Here is a 22390-nt window from a genome sequence, read left to right as displayed (position 1 = left end):
AAGACTGCAGGCGGAATGTCTTGTATTTGGAGCAGATAAAACAATGGATAAATATAATATGGAAGATTTACGGACAGTAGAAGCACAGATTGCTTCTCTTGTAAAGACAAGAGATAAGATTCTGGCAGGTATGGCAGATGAGAATAAGAAGCTGACGAATGACAGCTCTCAGGTTGTTTGTGATGGAATGAAGAATTTTACCTGTGTGAAGAAATTAGAAGTAGACAAGGACACTGTTGTCTGTTATCAGGGTGTTCCGGGAGCATACAGCCAACAGGCAATGTTCAGTTTTTTCGGAAAAGAGATTCACAATATCAATGTGCCGGATTTCGGAGATGTGATCGAGATGGTGAAGAATGGCAAGGCAGACTATGGTGTACTTCCAATCGAGAATTCTTCAGCCGGATTTGTAAACGGAATCTATGATATGGTGGGAAATAATGATGTGACCATCGTCGGCGAAGAAGAGGTTCATGTAGCACATGCATTAATGGGTGTTCCGGGCAGTGACCTTTCCCGGATCAAAACTGTATATTCACACACACAGGGTTTGCTTCAGTGCACGAATTATCTGAGCCGGAAACCGTGGAAGCAGTGCAGTGTTGCAAATACGGCAGTAGCGGCGGTCAAGGTCATTGAAGAAGGAGATAAGACACAGGCAGCGATTGCAAGTGAGCTTGCAGCAGAGCTTTATGGACTTCAGATCCTTGCAAAGGACATTGTGAACAATGACAACAATACGACACGTTTTATAATCCTGTCAAAACAGAAAATCTTTGTAGAAAAGGCTGAAAATATAAGTATCCGCTTTTCCTTGCCGGATGAAAGTGGTACACTTTACAATATATTGAGCCATATAAATCTGAATGGAATTAATATGACAAGCATCGAATCGAGACCGCTTACCGGTAGAAAATGGGAATATGCCTTTTTTGTTACAATGGAGGGCAGTCTGTTAGATTCAAGAACAAGACATGCATTACAGGGAATCTGTGAAGATGCGATGGATTTCCGTCTGATCGGTACATATTAGGGGTGTAAAAAAGAAGTGAGGTGTATGAAAGTATGGCAGGAAAGACATTTGCCGCGATCAATGTAGGTTCTAATGAGATATCAATGAAGATCTGCGAGATCACACCAAGAAAGGGTGCGAGGGAGCTTGATACCGTAAAAACGATCATTGAGCTTGGAAGTGATACTTATAATAAAGGATATATCGAAGAAAATAATTTGAATAAGTTGTGTGACACATTGCTAAAATTCCGGAGGAAGATGAAGGAATATGATGTATCTGATTACAGAGCATACGCATCCAGTGCAGTCAGAGAAGCGGAGAATGCTTCTATGATCATTGAGAGAATTAAGATGTGTACGGATTTTGATGTGCAGATACTCAGTAATTCAGAACAACGTTTTATGAATTATAAAGCATTTGTGGCAACCGGGATGGATGTGGATGTGGCAACCCATAAGAATAATGCATTGCTTGATATTGGAGCCGGAAGCTTACAGATCTCGATCTTTGACAGAAGAAATCTGGTGCAGACACAGAATCTTCCGATCGGTGCAGTCCGAATCCGTGATTATCTGACCCGGTTCGGTTCCGATACGGTAGATCTTGAAACACTGATGGAAGAGTATGCATCAAATGCGATCATAGAATTTAGAAATCTGTTTTTAAATGATAAAGATATTAAGAGTATTATTGCAATCGGTGATGGTATCAACAACCTGAAAAAGGTTGGTCCGGAGCTTTCGATTGCGAACAGTATATCGAGAGAACAATTCCGCATTCTTTATAAACGGGTAGTAGACATAAAACCGGAAGATCTGGCGGAACGATATGGTATCCCATATGAGCGTGCCACCCTGATGCTTCCGATGGCGATTATTTATCAGTCATTTCTGGATAATTCCAGGGCAGAGGAGATCCTGACTCCAAATGTGATCTTCTGTGATGGTATTATTGCCGACTATATGGATAAGCAGGGAACCTTCTTGATGGACAAGAATTTTGATCAGGATATTCTTGCATCTGTGAATACGATTGCAAAGAAATATAAAGTAAATCGTGCGCATGTCCAGAATGTATCGGACAATGCACTTGCAATATTTGACAGCATACGGAAATTACACGGGCTTGGTAAACGGGAGCGGCTGCAGTTACAGATCGCGGCGATCCTGCATAACTGTGGTAAATTTGTAAATATGAAGGATGTATCCCTGATCTCTTATCATATCGTGATGGCGACAGAGATCCTTGGACTTTCACATAAAGAGAGAGAGGAGATCGCAAATGCGGTTTATTATAATGGATTTTACCTTCCGTCGGAATTAAGGGCTTCCGGGCGAATCGGATCGGCAGATTATATGAAAGTGGCCAAGCTTACCGCTATCCTTCGACTGGCAGATGTGCTTGATAAGAGCTATAAACAGAAGATTACAAATCTCAGGATTTCATTACATGACAATACACTGGTGATCTATACAGATACGCTGGAGGATATTACACTTGAAGCAGGCATGTTTAAAACGAATAATATCTTATTTGAAAAGGTCTATGGTGTAAAAGTAGTATTGAAACAAAGGAGGGGTATATAAATGAGTGATAAGAATTTATTTTACAATCGGGAACTGTCCTGGCTGGAATTTGATAAAAGATGCCTGAGTGAAGCGAAGGATAAGAATATTCCGATATTTGAACGAATCAAGTTCCTAAGCATCACAGCATCCAATCTGGATGAGTTTTTTATGGTGCGTATCGCATCCTTAAAGGATATGAAGAATGCGGGATATACGAAGAAGGATATCGCAGGAATGACACCGGAAGAACAGCTTGATGAGCTGATCCCTGCAACGAAGGAATTCATGAAGAATCAGTATCAGACCTATAATCGTTCACTGGTTCCGTTATTAGAAGCAAATGGACTGAAGATTGTCAGACATTATGAAGATCTGACACCGGAACAGTCCAGATATGTAGATAAATTATTCGAACGGGATATCTATCCGGTATTAACACCGATGGCAGTGGATTCGTCCAGGCCGTTTCCTCTTGTAAGAAATAAATCTTTAAATATCGGTGCGCTGATCTATGATAAGAAGAAAGATGTTACAGATATCGCGACCGTTCAGGTTCCATCTGTACTTCCAAGAGTGATCATTCTGCCATCCGAGCGACAGGGCATGACAGAGATCATCTTGCTTGAAGAAGTAATCGAGAAGAATCTGGATAAGCTGTTCTTAAGCTATGATATCGTATGTGCACATCCATATCGTATTATGCGTAATGCGGATTTCTCAATTGATGAGGAAGAGACAGCCGATTTGTTAAAGGAGATCGAGAAGCAGTTAAAGCAGCGCCAGTGGGGCGAGGTTATCCGTCTGGAAGTAGAAGACACGATGGATAAGAAGCTGTTAAAAGAATTAAAGAAGCATCTGGATGTGGTTGATCGTGTTGTATATAAGATAAACGGACCGCTTGACCTTACCTTCCTTATGAAAGTAAATGGCCTGCCGGGCTTTGATCATCTGAAATATGAGAAATATGTTCCGCAGCCGGCATTTTCAAATGGCGACTACAGTAACATATTTGATAAGATCAAGAAGCATGACCGCCTGTTGTTCCATCCATATTATGAGTTTACACCGGTTATTGAATTTATTCGTCAGGCGGCAGTCGATTCAAATGTTCTTGCGATCAAGCAGACCTTATATCGTGTCAGCGGCAATTCACCGATCATAGCAGCGTTAGAGCAGGCTGCGGAGAATGGCAAGCAGGTAACTGTTCTGGTTGAGTTAAAGGCAAGATTCGATGAGGAAAACAATATTGCATGGGCGAAAAAGCTTGAGAAAGCCGGCTGTCATGTTATCTATGGTCTGGTCGGACTTAAGACACATTCCAAGATCGCGCTGGTTGTCAGAAGAGAAGAAGATGGTATCAAGCGCTATGTACATCTTGGTACCGGTAACTATAACGATCAGACAGCAAAGTTATATACAGATATGGGACTTCTGACCTGTTCGGATCCGATCGGTGAGGATGCGACAGCAGTATTTAATATGCTGTCTGGATATTCAGAACCAGGAAAATGGAACAAACTGGCGGTTGCACCAATCTGGTTAAAGGATAAATTCCTGATGCTTATTAACCGTGAAGCGGAAAATGCCAGACAGGGTAAGAAGGCACGGATCATTGCCAAGATGAATTCTCTTTGTGATCCGAAGGTGATGGAAGCCTTATATGATGCATCGGCTGCCGGTGTTAAGATCGACCTGATCGTCCGTGGTATCTGCTGTATCAAAGCAGGTGTGCCGGGACTCAGCGAGAACATATCGGTTCGTTCGATCGTTGGTAATTTCCTGGAACATTCCAGAATCTTCTATTTCTTTAATGATGGATTTGAAGATATCTATATGGGCAGTGCAGACTGGATGCCGAGAAACCTTGACAAGCGTGTCGAGATCACCTTCCCGGTAGAAGATCCTGATCTGAAGAAACGAATCAAGGACATCTTAAAGATCCAGCTTGCTGATACTTTAAAGGCACACATCATGCAGCCGGATGGCAGTTACGAGAAGCAGGACCTTCGCGGCAAGGTAAAACTGGATTCCCAGATGTACTTCGCGGAAGAAGCCCGTAAGCGTTCTGCAAAACCGGAGGATGCAGATGCTGCAATCTCTCATGACCGGGTATTTATCCCGATCGAAGCGGAAGAGAGCGAGCATTAAAAAGTTGCTAAATATAACGAAAAAAGTTGCTGGATACAGTAAAAAAATTCTTGACATTTGCACATGTATGTGCTAACCTATAGAAGCTGTTTAGCAGAGACAGACAAGAAAGCAGAGTATCCACTCTCACCTTAGCACGAAGAATAGTGACTCGGGTTCATATCTAAGTAGATTATAATATGTACTTATATATAATAGTGGATGGTTTGCGCTGTCCACTATTTTTTATGCAATGGAGGTAAAAAGTCATTAGCGAATTAATGATTAACGAACAGATTAGAGACAGAGAAGTGCGCGTGATCGGCGAGGATGGTCAGGTGATCGGAATTATGTCCTCCAGAGATGCACTGAAGCTTGCAAAGGAAGCAGAGCTTGATCTGGTTAAGATCGCTCCACAGGCAAAACCACCTGTATGCAAGATTATTGATTATGGTAAGTACCGTTATGAGCTTGCTCGTAAGGAGAAAGAAGCCAGAAAGAAACAGAAGACAATGGAGATCAAGGAAGTTCGTTTATCTCCAAACATTGATACTAACGACTTGAATACAAAAGTAAATCAGGCAAGAAAGTTCCTGACACATGGCGATAAAGTAAAGGTTACGCTTCGATTCAGAGGTAGAGAGCTTGCCCATGTAGAACAGACAAAGGGCATTCTTGATGAATTTGCTGAGAAGCTTTCAGACATCGCAGTCATTGATAAGCCTGCCAAGTTTGAAGGAAGAAGTATGATAATGTTTTTAACTGAAAAACGTTAATTTACAATATGACATATATTAAGGAGGAAATACACACATGGCTAAATTAAAGACAAAAAGAGCAGCAGCTAAGCGTTTCAAGAAAACAGCTAACGGCGGCCTTAAGAGAAGCAAGGCTTACAAGAGTCATATCTTAACAAAGAAGACAACTAAGAGAAAGAGAAATCTTAGAAAGTTAACAATGACGGATTCAACAAATGAAAAGGTAATGAAGAAGATTTTACCTTATATCTAATAAATCAGGAGGAACTAGAGAATGGCAAGAGTAAAAGGCGGCGTTGGCGCTAAGAAAAAACATAACAGAACACTTAAGCTGGCTAAGGGTTACAGAGGAGCTAGATCAAAGCAGTATAGAGTAGCAAAGCAGTCAGTTATGAGAGCTTTAACAAGTTCATATGCTGGCAGAAAGCAGAGAAAGAGAGAATTCAGACAGTTATGGATCGCTCGTATTAATGCTGCTGCAAGAATGAATGATATTTCATACAGCAAATTAATGCACGGCTTAAAGCTTGCAGGTGTAGACATCAACAGAAAGATGCTTTCAGAGATGGCTATCAGTGATCCGGAAGGATTTGCTAAGCTTGTTGCTGTTGCAAAGGAAAAGCTTGCTTAATTTAAGATAAGCAGAAAAAACAGATCATGATGATTTTCGGAAGAAGATGGTTATGGTCTGTTTTTGCGTTATCGGAACGTTTGCCCGGCCAAGTGATCCGTTATTTTAAAGATCATAAATAAAAGGCGGACATTGACATAATTGCCTTTACAGAGTTGTCCTGTTCATACTATAATAGAACTGTACATTGAGCTAATTTATGGGACATGGAGGGTGACATATTATGTTTGTAGAACGAGTAACAAGAGAGCAGATGAAGATGTTCTTGGAGACATTCGCATGCTGCAGCGAACAGAAGAATCTTGTAATGAGATTAAATTACGCAGGAAAAGAGCCATATCTGGATGTAACCAGATACAGTAACGGAATGATGTACACAGACTCTTACTATGATTTTGACAGTACATATTGCAGTAACCTGTGGAACAAATTCCTTTATACACAGTTTACACATGAGTACTACAGTGCATTTAAGGCACATCTGTTAGAAGACGTAGAAAAGAAGCTTACCAATATGATAAAAATCTGAGAAAGTAAAATCCCTGATACAAGTATATTAACAACAAAACACTTACAGGTATATACCATTTATTCCGCAGAACACTTTCGTTCTATTTCAAACGTAGCGGTACTAAACTCTTCATCTTGCGATGAATCGTTAAGGACCGACGTTTGTAACTGAGACCTTAGCGAGGCTCGCCGAGGTTAGTTCGAAGTTATACAGAGTAAAAAGGTCTGCTTCATAAAGATATATACATGTAAGTGTTTTATTATAATTATATAAATACTTTGTATCAGGGATTTTGTGCATAAAAAAAGAAAACCTCAAAGGTTTTCTAAAAAATAAAGATGCGGGAGATGGGACTTGAACCCACACGCCGTTTCCAGCACTAGATCCTTAGTCTAGCCTGTCTGCCAATTCCAGCACTCCCGCATGTCTTATTTCGTACGGCTTACCGCCGACGCAAGTAAGATAATACCACTGTGCTATATAAATGTCAACAAGTTTTTTTACTTTTTTTTGAAAAAATCCAATGCACGCATTATGATAGAGATTTTCATCATAAAATGGACACATTTACATGATAAACTTATAACGAAGTTTGTATGTAAAACGAAAAGATGCAAATATGATACATTTGTATTTTATACTGGCATAAGATCAGGGCATTTGTCAGAAAATGATATGTAACAGGAATAATACAGGAATCCTTAAGATTGTTTAATAAAATGAGGATTGCTTGATTATGCCAGACAGAGAGAGTAAAATTACAATGATTTAATTTGGAAAATATAGTATTTTCAGATATACATAAAAACAAAACAGCGCAAGCAAGGAGGCAACAATGCGGAAACGAATCAAAAAGGGTGTGGCATGTGTGTTATGTGCCAGCATGGTAGCTGCCCTTCTGGGTGGATGCAGCAGCAAAAATGCAGAAAGCAGCAAACCTTCTATTCATATTGAATCATATACAAAGGTGGGATATGATACGGTGACCGTTCAGTCAGGAGATATTTCACCAATCTTGAATTTAAAACTTTCCCCGGATGAATTTGAAACGAAAAATTATAAAGTTTCACAGGACGATTACGAAGTAGAAAAGGTTAATGTATCAAAGGGAGATCGGGTGAAAGCCGGAGATATCATGGTTCAGTTTAAGGCAGATGATATTCAGGATACGATCAAGGAATATACAGAGCAGAAGGCAGAGAATGAACTGCTGATTGAACATTATCAGAAACTGATGCAGATTGATGGATCAGAGGATTATTCTGATGATATTGCAAGTCTGAAAGAGGATATCCAGATCGCAGATACATATATTAAAGAACAGAACGAGAAGATGAAGGAGTATTGTCTGATTGCAGAAAAGGATGGAACTGTAACCTATGTCAATGAGTGGTTGGGATATGGATATGCAAGTTCATCCGATAATCTGGTGACCGTAGCATCCGGATCCTCTAATTATACAGCAACGACAGATGATGATTATGAATTTAAAAAAGGGGATGTCTATCAGGCAGATTATGAAGTGGCATCCTACGATATGAAGGTTATTGATGTCAGTCAGTATGAAGATAAGGCAACCGGTAAGCAGATGCAGAAAATCTTATTTGAGCCGGTAGACAGTATGGCAGGAATTTCAGAAGAAGATGTGCTGACCATGACGATCCATAAGCCGGTGATCAGCAATGTTGTCTATGTCGATGAAAAAGCGATCAATGAGAAGTCAGAAGATAATTATTATGTATTCACGATCAATGATGATGGCTTCCGGACAGCAGTTGATGTAACAATTGGTGAAACGGTAGACGGATATACGATTATTAAGTCTGGATTGAAGGCTGGAGAGCAGGTGACGGTAAATTGATAAAGAAGAGAATAATGATCAATAAAAAATCGTATGCAGTCAGAATGACAGCAATCGCTGTGGCAATGATGCTTGGTTTAACAGGCTGTGGGAAAAAAGAAGAAAAAGCACCGGAGCTGTTAGAACCGGTTACAACGAATGAGGCGTACCGTCCGGTCGAAAAGAGCGATGTTGGCAAGAAGATTATCAAGAATGGTGCGATTGTACCAACGGATTATTGTTATTTCTTTAAAACCTCAGCGACACTCTCAAAGGTTTATGTCAATGTAGGTGATTATGTTAAAAAGGGCACGGTTCTTGCAGAGGCAGATAGCGATGATACGACTTCAGGAATTGAAGACCTGAAAGCCTCTCTTTCCAGTGAGCAGCAGACCCATAATGTAAACGAAAAGATATACGAACAGAAACAGAAGGAACTGGATTATAAGATTAAAGCATGTAATGAGGCTGGAGATTCTGCCGGTGCGAAAGAAAACCAGAGCACAAAAGCAGTCAATGCCGAGAATAACCGGTATGATAACATGTTGTACAATTATAAGGTCAAGAAGCTCCAGCAGCAGATTGACGAGAAGGAATCTCTGGAAACCGATAACAAGCTCGTAGCAGAACAGGACGGCTATGTTACATATGCCAAGAGCCTGACGGATACAGATTCATCAGATGAAGGCGGCGGATCAATCTCCAGTGGTGAGAATGTTGTTATTATATCTGATTACAACACACCGTATATTGAGATCACCGGTGAGCAGATCACAAGAGATGGATATGCAAATTTTAATACCATGTACACGATGATCGATGGCAAACGGTATGAGCTGGAAGAATACAAATATTCCAATCAGGAGATCGCAGCAGCACAGAGTGCATCCAAGCTGCCATATGTCCGTTTTAAACTGAAAGATGTGGATAACAGCAAGATTTTAAAGACAGGAACACTGACACCGTTGTATTTCAGTACATCAACTGCTGCAAATGTTCTTGTAGTCGGAAATGATTCCTTATACGAAGAAGGAGATAAGTATTTTGTATATGTGAAGACAGACAGCAGTGATAAGGAAAAGCGTGAGATCAAGATCGGTGCACAGGATGATAACTACACGGAAGTAAAGAGCGGTCTTTCAGAGGGAGATCTGGTTTATTATGATTCTGATTCAACGATCCCAAGTGACTATACAACATATGAGATTAAGCTGGGAACTTTTAAGACAACAGGAACCAGCAAATCCTATAAGATGGTAGATACCAATCAGATAACCTATAAAGCTCCTGTAGAAGGCTATTTTACACAGCTTGATCTGGCGGAAGGTCAGGAAGTGAAAAAAGGCGATCTGTTGTATATTGTTGACAGTGGTGGTGGTAGCGCAGAGCTGCTGGAGTTAAACTCCCAGATATCAGATGCAAAGAGTGATTATGATTCGACAGTAACGGGCTATGAAGAGCAGATCAAGGAACTGAGAGCCGAGATTGAAGATTACCGTTCCGGCAGGAAGAAACAGCAGGTGGCAACACCGGGAGATGCTGATCCGGCAGATGATACAACGGATACTACTACAGATGATGGGGATGAAGAAGACGGTGATTACGATATCCCGGATTCAGATGATAATAATGGCAATACATTATACATGGTTGAGCAGCTTACCTGCCAGGTTGAGATCGCAAAATACAATGAGGAGCTGGCAAAGATTAATTATAATACGACTGTAAACCCGTTGATCGCGAAGCGTGATAAGCTGAACAAAAATAATGATGGAAAAGGTAATATCAGCGTATATGCAGAAAGCGACGGCGTTGTACAGAGTGTATATGCCAGTCAGGGAAAACAGATCAAAGAGGGTGACAAGGTTGTCAGCATAGGAAGCAATGAATCCAAGATGATGTCCTTATCCCTGACAGATAACGGTGGAAGCTCCAGACGTAACGGATATAGCGGAAGTGACGATACTGGAAGTGATAACAGCAATGCAACACTTCTGGTCAATCAGGAGGTTACTTTAATTGATCAGAAGGATGACAGCAAGAAGCTGACCGGAAGATGTATCGGAGCAACAGCGGATTCCAAGAAGGCTTATGTAACAACGATCGATGGTCAGGTATATATAACAAGCAGCTCCGGATCCGAAGATACCAGATATTATATACAGGTGGATGATAAGAGCTTCTATGATTCACCAAAGGGATATTTTGTAAGCTTTGCAAAAATGTCACTGGAAAATGTAGTAACAGTTCCAATGAATATTATTTATACAGAGACGGATAAGACATCCGGTAAATCCTATGAATATGTGTGGAAGCTTTCAAAGGATGAGATTGTAAAACAGTATGTAACAACAAGCACAGATACAAAGTCGTCAAATGCATGTGTACTTACCGGATTGTCAGAAGGAGATGTGATTCTGAAAGAATCCGGTTCTTCCGGCAGTGGTGACAATACAAAGAAAAAAGCCGATAGCAGCTCAGAAGAATAGAAGGGAGAAGAGGAATGTTTAAATTCTTAAGAAATAAATTACTGAATAAAAAGTGGCTGAATGCCTGCCTTCTTCTTGGTATTGTGCTTCTGGTTGCTGTAGCATCCTGTAATCCGATGTTCAAAAACGGTGCAATGGATATGACGCTGGCATCCAAGTTTGATTCAGCAATAGAAGATAACAACACATATTCAGCCGTGGTCGGAAGACAGGGCTCCTGCTCAACAGACAATTTCCCGGATTCTGCATCCGTACTTGACCGTATCAATGCATATGAAAAGAAGTGGATGAGTTACATTGACGTACCGGTATTAAGCAGACAGAACAGATTGTTTATAGAAGGTACTTATGCAATGACCGGGCTCGGTTCCAGGAGATTTTTCAGTGTAAACTATATGCAGGATATGAGCGAACATATCAATATTACGTTTGGAGAGGGACTTGATACCGGGAAACCGGTTGAAGGTACTTATCCGGTGATTATCAATCAGCAGAATGCGGATACATATGATCTGGTTGTAGGTGAAACCGTATCAATTGATAAATTGGTAGACAAGGATGGAAAGCCGGTTACATTTACGGTTGTCGGAATCTTTGAACCAAAGGATACCACTGATATTTACTGGAAAGAGACACCGGTAGATTTTGATAAGATGATATTTACAGATCAGGCATCCTTTGATGAAACCGTTGCAAATTATGGTGTTTTGACAATATATTATGCAACATATAATATGCTGGATTATGCATATATCGATCATACAAATGCATCAGATATCCGTTATTATCTGAGTGCATTTTCAAAAGCAGATGGTAACTTTATTCAGAATTTCAGCAGCATACTTGCTGATTATCAGGACGATGCAACATCGATCATGATCATTATCTGGGTACTGGAGCTTCCAATCCTGGTATTGCTTCTGGCATTTATCTATATGGTATCCAGTCAGATCCTGGAAATGGAGGACGGTGAGATTGCGATGCTAAAGAGTCGTGGTACCAGTACGAAACAGATTCTTGGCATCTATTTTGGAGAATCTGCGATCCTTTCTTTGATCGCGATCGTTATTGGTATTCCGGTCGGATATCTGTTGTGTAAATTATGTGCAAGTGCAACCTCCTTCCTGAAATTCAGCTTTGGTGATACACACTTTTATAAACTGACATGGGGAATGTTATTATACAGTCTAATTGCTGCAGTTATCGCAATCCTGTTTATAACACTTCCGGTATTGAAATACGCGAAGAATTCGATAGTAGAGCAGAAGAGTAAACTTGGAAAGGTGAATACAAAGCCAATCTGGGAGAAGGCATTTCTGGATGTGATCCTGGTGGCAGTTTCCATTTACCTTCTGTACAACTACAATAAACAGAAGAGTGATATTGCATTAAGCATTCTGGCTGGAAACAAACCGGATCCATTGATCTTTTTGAATTCCTCCCTGTTTATATTTGCAGTTGGGCTGCTGATCTTGCGACTGATCAAATATCTGATCAAGTTCATTTATTTCATTGGTAAGAAGAGATGGTCACCTGCGGTATATGCTTCCTTCCTTCAGATCACCAGAACAGTGAAGAAGCAGGGCTTTATCTCTGTATTTCTGGTTATGACGATCGCCATGGGTATGTTTAATTCCAATATGGCAAGAACGATCAATGAGAACAATCAGGAGCGTATCGAATATAATCTTGGAACAGATATCGTTCTGAGTGAACAGTGGAAGATGGGTGCGTATCTGGATAAAGATAAGAAGAGTCACTGGTACTATGAAGAACCGGATTTTGAACGGTATACAGAGAATCTTTCCAATTCATGCAAACATCTGACCCGTGTGATCTATGATGACAATACAACGATCAAGGTTGGAGGTTCTGAACTTCCGGACTCTGTTCTGATGGGAATTAATACAAAGGAATTTGGTGAGACAGCCGAATTAAAGTCAGGTTTGAATGATGAACACTGGTATAATTACCTGAACAGTATTGCAACTGTTTCCAATGGTGTTATCATTTCATCAAATCTGGCAAAGAAATATGATCTGTCTGTTGGTGACAGCATCACATATGCAAGATACAGCCCGATGAAGACAAAGGAGCCGGTTGAGATCGCATCACCGTCCGGAACAATCTGTGCAATTGTAGATGCATGGCCTGGATTTAACCAGTACACATATGAGAAGGACAACAGTGGAAAAGTTGTTGAGAAGGAACGTTATCTGGTTGTTGCTAATTACGCATATGTTGTCAGTGCATTTGGTCTTACTCCATATCAGATATGGGGACAGCTTGCAGATGGACATGATTATCAGGAGGTCCTGGATACGGTTGAAAAGCAGGGTATTTTATTAAAGAGTTATCAGAGTGTAGATCAGGAAGTACAGAACATGCTGGAATCTCCGCTTGTACTGATCACAAATGGGTTATTCTCACTGAGCTTCCTGGTAGCAGTTATCCTCTGTACAGTAGGATTCCTCATCTACTGGATCACATCGATCAAGCAACGGGAGCTTCTGTTTGGTATCTACCGTGCGATGGGTATGAGCATGAAGGAGATTAACAAGATGCTGATCAACGAGCAGATGTTCAGTTCCGTTCTTGCCAGTCTGGCAGGATATGGAGTTGGGGCGGCGGCTACTGCGTTGTTTGTAAAGCTGGTAGCGATCGTATATCTGCCGGAGTCGCATAACATAGCGATCAGCATAGCGGTCAACCCATTTGATATATTGAAACTGACGATCGTAGTTGTGGTAATGTTTATTATCTGCTTCATTGTTCTCCGGACAATCTTAAAGAAGATGAACATCACACAGGCATTAAAACTGGGGGAGGACTAAACAATGAATATGATTACTGCAAGAGGAATAAAGCGGTGTTTTACAGTTGGAAATGGCGAACCATTTTATGCTCTTAAAGGAATAGATCTGGATATCCCGGAAGGAAAGCTTGCGATCCTGAAGGGAAGATCCGGTTCCGGTAAAACAACCCTTTTAAATATTTTAAGTGCGCTGGATGAAGCAACGGAGGGGCAGGTGATCATAGAGGATCACGACCTGTCGGAGATGGCTGTACCGGAAAGAGAAAAACTCAGACGGTACGATATCGGATTTGTATTCCAGTCGGTAGCGTTGATTCCGATCATGAATGCATATGAGAATGTAGATTTTGGTTTAAGACTTGCGGAATATGAAGGAAACCGGGATTCCCGTATCCGCGAGGTTCTGGAGATGGTTGGACTTAGTTCCAGAATGTTCCATATGCCGAACCAGATGTCCGGTGGTGAGCAGCAGAGGGTAGCGATTGCAAGAGCGGTTGCCCATAAGCCAAGGGTAATCTTTGCAGATGAGCCGACAGGAGCTTTGGATACAGCATCCGGACTGAATGTTATGAAGCTGTTCAAGGATCTGGTGGCAAAAGAAGGAATCACGATCGTTATGACGACACATGATCCAAACCTGATGGAACTCGGAGACGTAGTATTTGAGATAGAGGATGGTGAGATCATTGGCAAAGCATAGTGGATTTTTTAAGAAAAAAGATAAAAATACGATTCCGGAAACTGATATGCAGGAAAATGTTGCACAGATGATGGAAGAACCAATGGATCAGGATCCTGTTCAGGAAGACGCCGATATCGCAGATACAGACATGAACGATATCGGTGTGCAGGAGACTGCAGTGGATGCTGGGAACGCTGTTGATGAAGCAGATATAGCAGATGATGATACAGAAACATCAGAAGATTTGGACGATACAGACAGAAACAGTCAGGCTGCGGAAGAATATGAAGAAACCGGCAATATCATTGACTGCGACAGTCTGGTTAAGATCTATAAAACAGATGAAGTTGAAGTAATGGCACTTCAGGGGCTGGAGCTTACGATCAAAAAGGGTGAGCTGATGGCAGTTATCGGTAAATCCGGTAGTGGTAAGTCAACGCTTCTGAATATGATCGGTGGACTGGAACGTCCGACAGCAGGAAAATTATATGTAGATGGAAAAGACCTTTTTGCAATGACAGACAAAGAACTGGTAGAATATCGGAAACATACCGTTGGCTTTGTATGGCAGAAGAATTCCAGAAACCTGCTTCCGTATATGACAGCTCTGGAAAATGTCCAGGTGCCGATGTATTTTGATAAAGACAATAAGGAAGACCGGGAAGCCAGAGCCTATGATCTTTTGTGCAAGGTTGGTTTAAAGGAAAAGGTAAATTCCTATCCGGCACAGATGTCCGGTGGTGAGCAGCAGAGAGTTGCAATTGCGATCGCACTTGCTAACAATCCAAAAATCCTGCTGGCAGATGAGCCGACCGGTGCAGTCGATTCCAAAACCTCAGATATGATCCAGGATCTGTTCCGGAAACTGAATGAGGAAATGGGTATTACAGTTATCATCGTAACGCATGATATCAGTCTTGCAAATAAGGTTGGACGTGTGGTTATGATCGCAGATGGTAAGATCAGTACAGAAAAGATCATGAAAGAGGATTACAGAAAACGGATCAATGACATGGAAAGCGAGAGCTTTAATGGAACCGATTCCCATGAAGAATATTCCATTATGGATAAGGCACACCGTGTACAGATCAGTGATGATATTCTGGAGGCTGCCGGAATTGATACAAACAAGGTAAAGATTCAGGTAGTGGATGGCAAGGTTGTTATTTCAAAAGAATAAATATCAGTTCAGAAAACGGCTCTGGATGCATATGCATTCAGGGCCGTTCGCAATATTTTCACATTTTCTTTCTTGCTTTTTCTTGCTATCGTGCGTTGGTTCGATTATAATAACTTTGTTTAGCTGATTTGGAATTTCGAGGAGGAAACCATGAAGAAGAGAAAATTAACAAAAATGTCGGCAGTGTTACTGGCAACAGCATTGTCTGCAGCAACTGTTTTTTCAGGATGTAATAAGAAGGTTGATTACGATATGGGTGATGGAACGCAGAAAGAAGGAAGTGCAGGAGAAGGCGGCGAATTATCGTCCCGTCTCGGTGTTCCGGAGTCTTATGAGGGCAAGCTGGATACCGGTGATTCCGGTATCAAAGAGATTACCATTAAAGATGATGATATCATAACACCAGATTCCGACAGTATGTCTATTGTGTCTTATAAGAAGAATTCCTTTGATAATGCATACAGGCAGAAGGTCTGTGAGGCAATCTTTGATAAGTCAAAGGGTATCTATGTATATGACTTTGAGCACCAGACCAAGAGTGATCTGCAGACTCAGATTGATTCATATCAGACGATGTTAGCCGATGCGAAGGAAGCTGGAGATACAGATACAGAGGATTATTGTAAGGAATACATATCCTATCTGGAAAATGAAATGGCAACGGCAACGGATGAGAGAGAAGGAGCCGGTGATTACAGTGCATCGGATTATATCGGACAGATTGGCGATAATCAGTTCATGCTCTCATTTTCAGAGGGAACAGAAGGGTTAAATGCAAGCTTTGATCTTTCTTATTATCCATCCGAAGGCATGATCAATTACAGACCATATGAGGGTGCATCCTTTGTATATGCTTATGACGCAAAGTATGGAGAAGAGGGGATTGATGACAGCATTGTAAATACTTGTACATTTTCTGAAGATGAAGCCGTATCACTGGCACAGGAATTTCTTGCCGGATGTGGAATTGATGATGTGATCGTTACAGATAAATCTCCGTTATTATGGGAGTATTATGACAGCTCTTATAATGTGATTGCAACAGAGTATGAAGGCTATATCGTAAACTTTGGACGTTCTGTCAATGGAACTGCTCCATACAGTGCGGATCTGTCTATGGTTGACACTCTTTCAAGCGATGAGGATGATACCTGGTATGATGCTCCAACAGAGACGTTCTCCATTCAGATCGACTCCAATGGCGTGATCAACGCAAGCTGTTATCCATTGTTAGTTTCAACCGGTGAGGATCAAAAAAATGTAGATCTTTTGAGCTGGAAGGAGCTTTTAAAGGAACTGGATAAGAATGTTGCACAGTATTATACAGATAATAAGACTTCCTACAGCGATATTGAATTTAACGATGTCAGATTAACATATTACTGTATTAAGGATGATTCTCAGGATGATGTATATAATTATGTTCCTGTATGGATATTTGCACAGGCAGACGAAAATGATGGAACATATGATTTTGACTATCCGGTACAGGCACTTATGGTAAATGCAACCGATGGAACAATCTACAATCTGAAAGATGTTCTGGAGGCCGGTTCGATCCCATACAGTGATTATTACGATGATCAGGGTGATATGATCGATGGATACGAATATGATGACAGTGATATGGAGAGTATAGATTCAGATGGCAGTGATGACGGATCCGGTGATTCATCAGATGGCAGTGATGACGGATCCGATGATTCATCAGATGAGATAGAGGATGGATCCGATGAAGGGATCATTGACGACGAAGGTCTGTTAGAGGATGATGTTGTAGAATAATACAATCCTACAGGAAAATAAGGTGTCATACGACGCCAGACTATAAAGATGCAGGACGAGTGATATTTTTTATCATTTGCCCTGCGTTTTTTATTGGTTTTGGTATTGACAAAAATACCCCTATGGGGTATATATAATATCGTATCCGGGATCATTAAAATTGGATACAAAAAATAAATGTACAGATACAGATGGATGAAAAAATTCAGGAAACAGACAGAAGGGAGCGGACAAGAATGGAAGAACCATGTTGCCATTGTCATAAAACAAAACAGAGAACAGAAGGTGAATATAAGAAGCTGATGAACCGGCTGAACCGCATCGAGGGACAGATCCGGGGAATCAAGGGAATGCTGGAAAAGGATGCATATTGTACGGACATATTAGTACAGGTTGCCGCTGTCAATTCTGCATTGAACAGCTTTAATAAGGAACTTCTTGCAGAGCATATCCGAACCTGTGTGATCGAGGATATCAAAGCAGGAAAGGAAGATACGGTGGATGATCTGGTTGATACGATAAAAAAACTGATGAAATAAGCAAAGAAGGATTTTCTATCCGAAACACAGTATGAATATATTCGTATGATTGCTTTGGATATGAAACATAATAAAAATGTGTTTAAGATATAATGAAGGCATAGAATGTGCGAAGCACATGATAAAAGCTTGATAAGAGGGTGAATGAATTGGATAAATATAACGTAACAGGAATGAGCTGCAGTGCCTGCAGCGCAAGCGTAGAAAAGGCAGTGAAGAAAGTAAAAGGAATTGACAGTTGTACCGTCAGCCTGCTTACAAATTCGATGACAGTAGAAGGACATGCTGACCCTAAGGCAGTTATTGAAGCAGTAGAAAAAGCAGGATATGGAGCCAGTCTGATGACAGGAGAAGACCGGAAGGATGTCGGGAAGAAGCAGGCAGCGGATGCAGATGAATTGGATAATCATGCAGCCCTGCACAAGATGAAGGTCCGGCTGATCGCATCTATCGTTCTGTTAATTCCGCTGATGTACATTTCCATGGGACATATGATGTGGGGATGGCCACTGCCGGCGATTATCAGTGATAACCATGTCGCTATGGGACTGATCCAGATGTTATTTGCAATTGCGATCATGGTTGTAAACCAGAAGTTTTTTATTAATGGATTTAAGGGTGTGATCCATGGAGCACCGGGTATGGATACATTAGTAGCACTTGGCTCAGGCGCATCCTTTATTTACAGCACATATGTATTATTTGCAATGACAGATGCCGTGATGCGGCAGGATAATGACCGTGTTATGACCTTGATGCATGATTTTTATTTTGAATCGGCAGCGATGATTCTTGCACTTATAACGGTTGGTAAGACACTCGAGGAATATTCCAAAGGTCGTACGACAGATGCCTTAAAGGGATTAATGAAGCTTGCACCCAAAACAGCCCTTGTTCTTCGTGATGGAGAAGAACAGGAAGTTGCTGCTGAGGATGTGGTAGTTGGAGAGGTATTTATCGTCCGTCCGGGATCCAGTGTTCCGGTAGATGGTGTGGTTATAGAAGGAAACAGTGCGGTTGATGAGTCTGCTTTATCCGGTGAGAGTCTTCCGGTCGATAAAGCAGAAGGAGATAAGGTATCTGCCGCAACGATCAATAAATCCGGTTATCTGAAATGTCGGGCAACCAGAGTCGGTACAGATACGACTTTATCCCAGATCATAGAGATGGTCAGTGATGCAGCAGCAACAAAAGCACCTATCGCAAAGATTGCAGATAAGGTATCTGGTATCTTTGTTCCGGCTGTCCTGATCTGTTCCTTGATCACTATTATTGTATGGATCATTGCAGGAGAGAGCACAGGCTTTGTACTTGCCAGAGGTATATCGGTGCTTGTGATCAGTTGTCCATGTGCACTTGGACTTGCAACACCGGTTGCCGTTATGGTAGGTAACGGTGTCGGAGCCAAGCAGGGTATCCTATTTAAGAATGCGGCAGCACTTGAGATGACAGGAAAAACAGATGTGGTTGTACTGGATAAGACAGGAACGATCACAAATGGAACGCCGGAAGTGGTAGATGTAGTTCCGGGAAATGGATACAGTGAGACAGACCTGCTTACCTTTGCAGCAAGTTTGGAACAATACAGTGAGCACCCGATAGGCAAAGCCATTATGGAATATGTCGGACAGAAAGGGATCAAGCCACAGAAGATTGAAGATTTTCAGGTGCTTCCGGGAAATGGACTCCGCTGTAGATTAAGCAGTGAGGCGGTTTCACAGAATGAAAGAGGATTTTGTGCAGGACAGAACCATTCTCAGATATCAGATCATATTTTGCTTGGTGGAAATGGAAAATTTATCAGCCAGTATGTAACCTTATCCGAGGCGGATAAGACACTGGCAGAAGAATTAGCTTCACAGGGCAAGACCCCGATCTATCTGGCAATCGATGAGAATAAACTGATTGGTATCCTTGCAGTTGCAGATACGATCAAAGAGGATGGAATCCTTGCGATCAAAGAATTAAAAGAGATGAATTATTCAGTTGTTATGTTAACCGGAGATAATGCAAAGACAGCAGAAGCAATCGGTAAACAGGCAGGTGTTGACCGCGTGATCGCTGATGTACTGCCGGATGGAAAAGAAGCGGTAGTAAGAGAACTGATGAAGGAGCACCGTGTGATCATGGTTGGTGACGGCATTAATGATGCCCCTGCATTAACCCGTGCGGATATTGGTATGGCGATCGGAGCCGGAACCGATGTTGCAATCGATGCGGCAGATGTGGTACTGATGCGGGAAGGTCTTCGAACCGTTCCTGCAGCAATCCGGTTAAGTATGGCAACGATACGAAATATCAAAGAGAACCTGTTCTGGGCATTTATTTATAACATTATCGGAATACCGCTTGCCGCAGGTGTCTGGTATCCGATGTTTGGCTGGAAATTAAACCCGATGTTTGGAGCATTTGCCATGAGCCTTTCCAGTTTTTGTGTAGTAATGAATGCATTACGGTTGAATTTCGTGAAGATATATGTTAATAATAGTAAATACAGAATACACCAAAAAATGGTATCAAAAAATGTTGAGGGAAATAATAAGATAGAAAAGGAGACTGGTACGATGAATAAGACGGTGTATATAGAAGGAATGATGTGCGGACACTGCGAGGCAAGAGTGAAGAAAGCATTTGAGGCACTTCCACAGGTAACAGAAGCGGAGGTCAGCCATGAGAAGAAGCAGGCGGTGCTTACTTTAAGTGGCGAGTTATCCGATAAAGAGATTAAGAATACAGTGAAGGAAGCCGGATATAAGGTAACTTCGATCAAGTAAAATAGAAATACGGGATAAAAGATAAAATGGCAGGGCACGGTTTATGGTGTCCTGTCATAAATTAATAAGAAGGAAATTGTCTATGAAGAAACTATTGAACAGGTTATTTAGTCGAATGGTAATTACATGTCTGCTGGTAGCGGCACAGTTGATCTTCTTTATGGTAGAAGTATTAAAGCTGCAGCAATACTATGTATTGGTGGCGGCTATTCTGCATTTGTTAAGTTTTATAGCTGTGATGCATCTGTTATTAAAGGATGTGAATCCGTCAATTAAACTGGCATGGATCGTTCCGATCCTGATGTTTCCGGTCCTCGGTGGTCTGCTTTATCTGCTCTATGGACATATCATTATGCCGAAGAAGTTAGAGAAATACATGAAGCATGCGGCAGAATGGGACTACGAGACGGATCTGTATGCAAATATGGCATATTTCAGTGATGTGATAAAGGGGCAGCCGCCATACCGGTTGTTCAAATATACAGAAGATTATGCAGGTTCGCTTGTATATCAGAATACGGATGTCCGGTATTATCCGATGGGGGAAGATGTCTGGCCGGATTTTGTTGATGATCTGAAAGCGGCAAAGAAGTATATTTTCCTTGAATACTTTATTATTAATCCGGGTGAAATGTGGGATACGGTTCTTGACATCCTAAAAAAGAAAGTAAAAGAGGGCGTGGAAGTCCGTCTGATCTATGATGACATCGGCTCAGTCTTTTATGTGCCTAAGTATTACTGGCGTGAGATGGAGAGCCTTGGGATTAAATGTATGGCATTTAATCAGGTGGTTCCATTTCTGGCAACGATCTTTAATAACAGGGATCATCGGAAGATTGCGGTTATGGATGGTACGGTCGCTTATACCGGCGGTTTTAATCTGTCCGATGAATACATTAATAAGAAATCCCCTTATGGCAGATGGAAGGATAACGGTATCCGTATGGATGGAGATGCTGCATGGCGGTTCACGATCCTGTTCCTTCAGTTATGGAACAGCATCCGGAATGAAGATAAGCATATCTTAAGCTATCGTCCGGCAGAGCAGAAGAAGCATTTGAATGATGGATATCTTCAGCCATATACGACCAATCCGCTCAAGAAGGAGCCGCTTGGTGAGAACATATATATGCAGATGATCAATGATGCAAAGGAGTATGTATACATCTTTACTCCATATCTGATCGTATGCAATGAGATGATGACAGCATTAAAGCTTGCGGCAAAGAGAGGCATCGATATCCGAATCGTAACACCGGCGATCCCGGATAAGAAGATGATCTTTCGTATGACACAGTCGAGTTACAAAGAGCTGCTTCGTGCCGGCGTGAAGATCTATCAGTACACACCGGGATTTATCCATTCCAAATGTATCCTGACGGATGATAATCTGACATCAATCGGTTCTATCAATATGGATAACCGAAGTTTTTATCATCATTTTGAATGCGGTGTATTGGTATATGATTCCAGTATCATTGCAGAAGTGAAGTATGATATGCTTTCAACGATGAAGGAATCAGAGGAGATCACGCTGGACTGGTGTAAGGAGCATATGTCCAGAATTACACTGGTGGATGCCTTCCTCAGACTCCTGTCACCATTGCTATAGGAATAAAGGTAAAGAGAGAAAATGACAAAAACAAATAAGAAACAAAAAGCCGGAGATCAAAAGC

General features: G+C 41.4%; 16 protein-coding genes, 1 tRNA gene and 1 other annotated feature. Of the genes, 16 read left to right on the top strand and 1 reads right to left on the bottom strand.

Translation table 11 applies throughout. The features are described 5' to 3' along the window. The first annotated feature begins 43 nt into the window (after positions 1 to 43). The 7 genes from DWW85_RS08980 (at position 44) to DWW85_RS08950 (ending at position 6628) form a co-directional block, all read left to right on the top strand. A complete protein-coding gene (locus tag DWW85_RS08980) occupies positions 44 to 1033 on the top strand; it encodes a prephenate dehydratase (protein WP_242996134.1) in 990 nt (329 codons plus the stop codon). 32 nt (positions 1034 to 1065) lie between these two features. Further along, positions 1066 to 2601 carry an HD domain-containing protein gene (locus tag DWW85_RS08975; RefSeq protein WP_117808403.1) on the top strand — a complete coding sequence of 512 codons (1536 nt, stop codon included), beginning with the start codon at positions 1066 to 1068 and terminating at the stop codon, positions 2599 to 2601. Beyond that, positions 2602 to 4731 (top strand): RNA degradosome polyphosphate kinase, encoded by a 2130-nt coding sequence (locus DWW85_RS08970; RefSeq protein ID WP_117808402.1) that lies wholly within the window; start codon positions 2602 to 2604, stop codon positions 4729 to 4731. 103 nt (positions 4732 to 4834) lie between these two features. Next, positions 4835 to 4964: a sequence feature (ribosomal protein L20 leader region), on the top strand. A 27-nt stretch (positions 4965 to 4991) separates the two neighbouring features. Then, the gene (gene infC / locus DWW85_RS08965) at positions 4992 to 5486 is read left to right on the top strand and encodes a translation initiation factor IF-3 (RefSeq protein WP_008401517.1); all 495 of its coding nucleotides are present in this window, start codon (positions 4992 to 4994) and stop codon (positions 5484 to 5486) included. A 37-nt stretch (positions 5487 to 5523) separates the two neighbouring features. After that, a complete protein-coding gene (gene rpmI / locus DWW85_RS08960) occupies positions 5524 to 5721 on the top strand; it encodes a 50S ribosomal protein L35 (protein WP_008401518.1) in 198 nt (65 codons plus the stop codon). A 21-nt stretch (positions 5722 to 5742) separates the two neighbouring features. After that, positions 5743 to 6099 (top strand): 50S ribosomal protein L20, encoded by a 357-nt coding sequence (rplT, locus tag DWW85_RS08955; protein WP_008401519.1) that lies wholly within the window; start codon positions 5743 to 5745, stop codon positions 6097 to 6099. A gap of 223 nt (positions 6100 to 6322) precedes the next feature. Continuing rightward, complete coding sequence (locus DWW85_RS08950; protein ID WP_008401521.1) at positions 6323 to 6628, top strand: hypothetical protein; 306 nt, start codon at positions 6323 to 6325, stop codon at positions 6626 to 6628. Between the two features lie 321 nt (positions 6629 to 6949). On the opposite strand, the gene DWW85_RS08945 is transcribed toward DWW85_RS08950, so the two are convergent. After that, positions 6950 to 7033 (bottom strand) — tRNA-Leu (locus tag DWW85_RS08945). A 412-nt stretch (positions 7034 to 7445) separates the two neighbouring features. Here DWW85_RS08945 and DWW85_RS08940 point away from each other — a divergent pair. The 9 genes from DWW85_RS08940 (at position 7446) to cls (ending at position 22326) form a co-directional block, all read left to right on the top strand. After that, positions 7446 to 8471, top strand: a complete 1026-nt coding sequence (locus DWW85_RS08940; protein WP_021943715.1) for a hypothetical protein — start codon at positions 7446 to 7448, stop codon at positions 8469 to 8471. After that, positions 8468 to 10939 (top strand): biotin/lipoyl-binding protein, encoded by a 2472-nt coding sequence (locus tag DWW85_RS08935; RefSeq protein ID WP_117808401.1) that lies wholly within the window; start codon positions 8468 to 8470, stop codon positions 10937 to 10939. Before DWW85_RS08940 ends, DWW85_RS08935 begins: the two co-directional genes overlap by 4 nt. 14 nt (positions 10940 to 10953) lie before the next feature. Then, positions 10954 to 13773, top strand: coding sequence for an ABC transporter permease (locus DWW85_RS08930; RefSeq protein ID WP_117808400.1), 2820 nt, complete (start codon positions 10954 to 10956; stop codon positions 13771 to 13773). A gap of 3 nt (positions 13774 to 13776) precedes the next feature. Then, a complete protein-coding gene (locus DWW85_RS08925) occupies positions 13777 to 14454 on the top strand; it encodes an ABC transporter ATP-binding protein (RefSeq protein WP_117785052.1) in 678 nt (225 codons plus the stop codon). Continuing rightward, positions 14432 to 15616, top strand: a complete 1185-nt coding sequence (locus tag DWW85_RS08920; protein ID WP_347470678.1) for an ABC transporter ATP-binding protein — start codon at positions 14432 to 14434, stop codon at positions 15614 to 15616. The genes DWW85_RS08925 and DWW85_RS08920 overlap by 23 nt, the downstream gene beginning before the upstream one ends. A 150-nt stretch (positions 15617 to 15766) precedes the next feature. Continuing rightward, on the top strand, positions 15767 to 17401 hold the full coding sequence (locus DWW85_RS08915) for a DUF6034 family protein (protein ID WP_117808399.1): 1635 nt from the start codon (positions 15767 to 15769) through the stop codon (positions 17399 to 17401). A gap of 236 nt (positions 17402 to 17637) precedes the next feature. Then, positions 17638 to 17940, top strand: coding sequence for a metal-sensing transcriptional repressor (locus DWW85_RS08910; protein WP_008401532.1), 303 nt, complete (start codon positions 17638 to 17640; stop codon positions 17938 to 17940). A gap of 149 nt (positions 17941 to 18089) precedes the next feature. Further along, a complete protein-coding gene (locus tag DWW85_RS08905) occupies positions 18090 to 20714 on the top strand; it encodes a heavy metal translocating P-type ATPase (protein WP_173783955.1) in 2625 nt (874 codons plus the stop codon). Positions 20715 to 20796: 82 nt separating this feature from the next. Further along, complete coding sequence (gene cls, locus DWW85_RS08900; RefSeq protein WP_117808398.1) at positions 20797 to 22326, top strand: cardiolipin synthase; 1530 nt, start codon at positions 20797 to 20799, stop codon at positions 22324 to 22326. Positions 22327 to 22390: the final 64 nt, after the last annotated feature.

This window comes from Clostridium sp. AF17-21AC (genome assembly GCF_003461365.1).
GTDB lineage: Bacteria > Bacillota > Clostridia > Lachnospirales > Lachnospiraceae > Coprococcus > Coprococcus ammoniilyticus.
This window is presented reverse-complemented; position numbering and strand designations above follow the sequence as displayed.

Bases quoted from the DNA above. Each gene is read 5' to 3' on its own strand.
- DWW85_RS08980 (WP_242996134.1), top strand. From the start codon at position 44: ATGGATAAATATAATATGGAAGATTTACGGACAGTAGAAGCACAGATT.
- DWW85_RS08975 (WP_117808403.1), top strand. From the start codon at position 1,066: ATGGCAGGAAAGACATTTGCCGCGATCAATGTAGGTTCTAATGAGATA.
- DWW85_RS08970 (WP_117808402.1), top strand. From the start codon at position 2,602: ATGAGTGATAAGAATTTATTTTACAATCGGGAACTGTCCTGGCTGGAA.
- infC (WP_008401517.1), top strand. From the start codon at position 4,992: ATGATTAACGAACAGATTAGAGACAGAGAAGTGCGCGTGATCGGCGAG.
- rpmI (WP_008401518.1), top strand. From the start codon at position 5,524: ATGGCTAAATTAAAGACAAAAAGAGCAGCAGCTAAGCGTTTCAAGAAA.
- rplT (WP_008401519.1), top strand. From the start codon at position 5,743: ATGGCAAGAGTAAAAGGCGGCGTTGGCGCTAAGAAAAAACATAACAGA.
- DWW85_RS08950 (WP_008401521.1), top strand. From the start codon at position 6,323: ATGTTTGTAGAACGAGTAACAAGAGAGCAGATGAAGATGTTCTTGGAG.
- DWW85_RS08940 (WP_021943715.1), top strand. From the start codon at position 7,446: ATGCGGAAACGAATCAAAAAGGGTGTGGCATGTGTGTTATGTGCCAGC.
- DWW85_RS08930 (WP_117808400.1), top strand. From the start codon at position 10,954: ATGTTTAAATTCTTAAGAAATAAATTACTGAATAAAAAGTGGCTGAAT.
- DWW85_RS08925 (WP_117785052.1), top strand. From the start codon at position 13,777: ATGAATATGATTACTGCAAGAGGAATAAAGCGGTGTTTTACAGTTGGA.
- DWW85_RS08915 (WP_117808399.1), top strand. From the start codon at position 15,767: ATGAAGAAGAGAAAATTAACAAAAATGTCGGCAGTGTTACTGGCAACA.
- DWW85_RS08910 (WP_008401532.1), top strand. From the start codon at position 17,638: ATGGAAGAACCATGTTGCCATTGTCATAAAACAAAACAGAGAACAGAA.
- cls (WP_117808398.1), top strand. From the start codon at position 20,797: ATGAAGAAACTATTGAACAGGTTATTTAGTCGAATGGTAATTACATGT.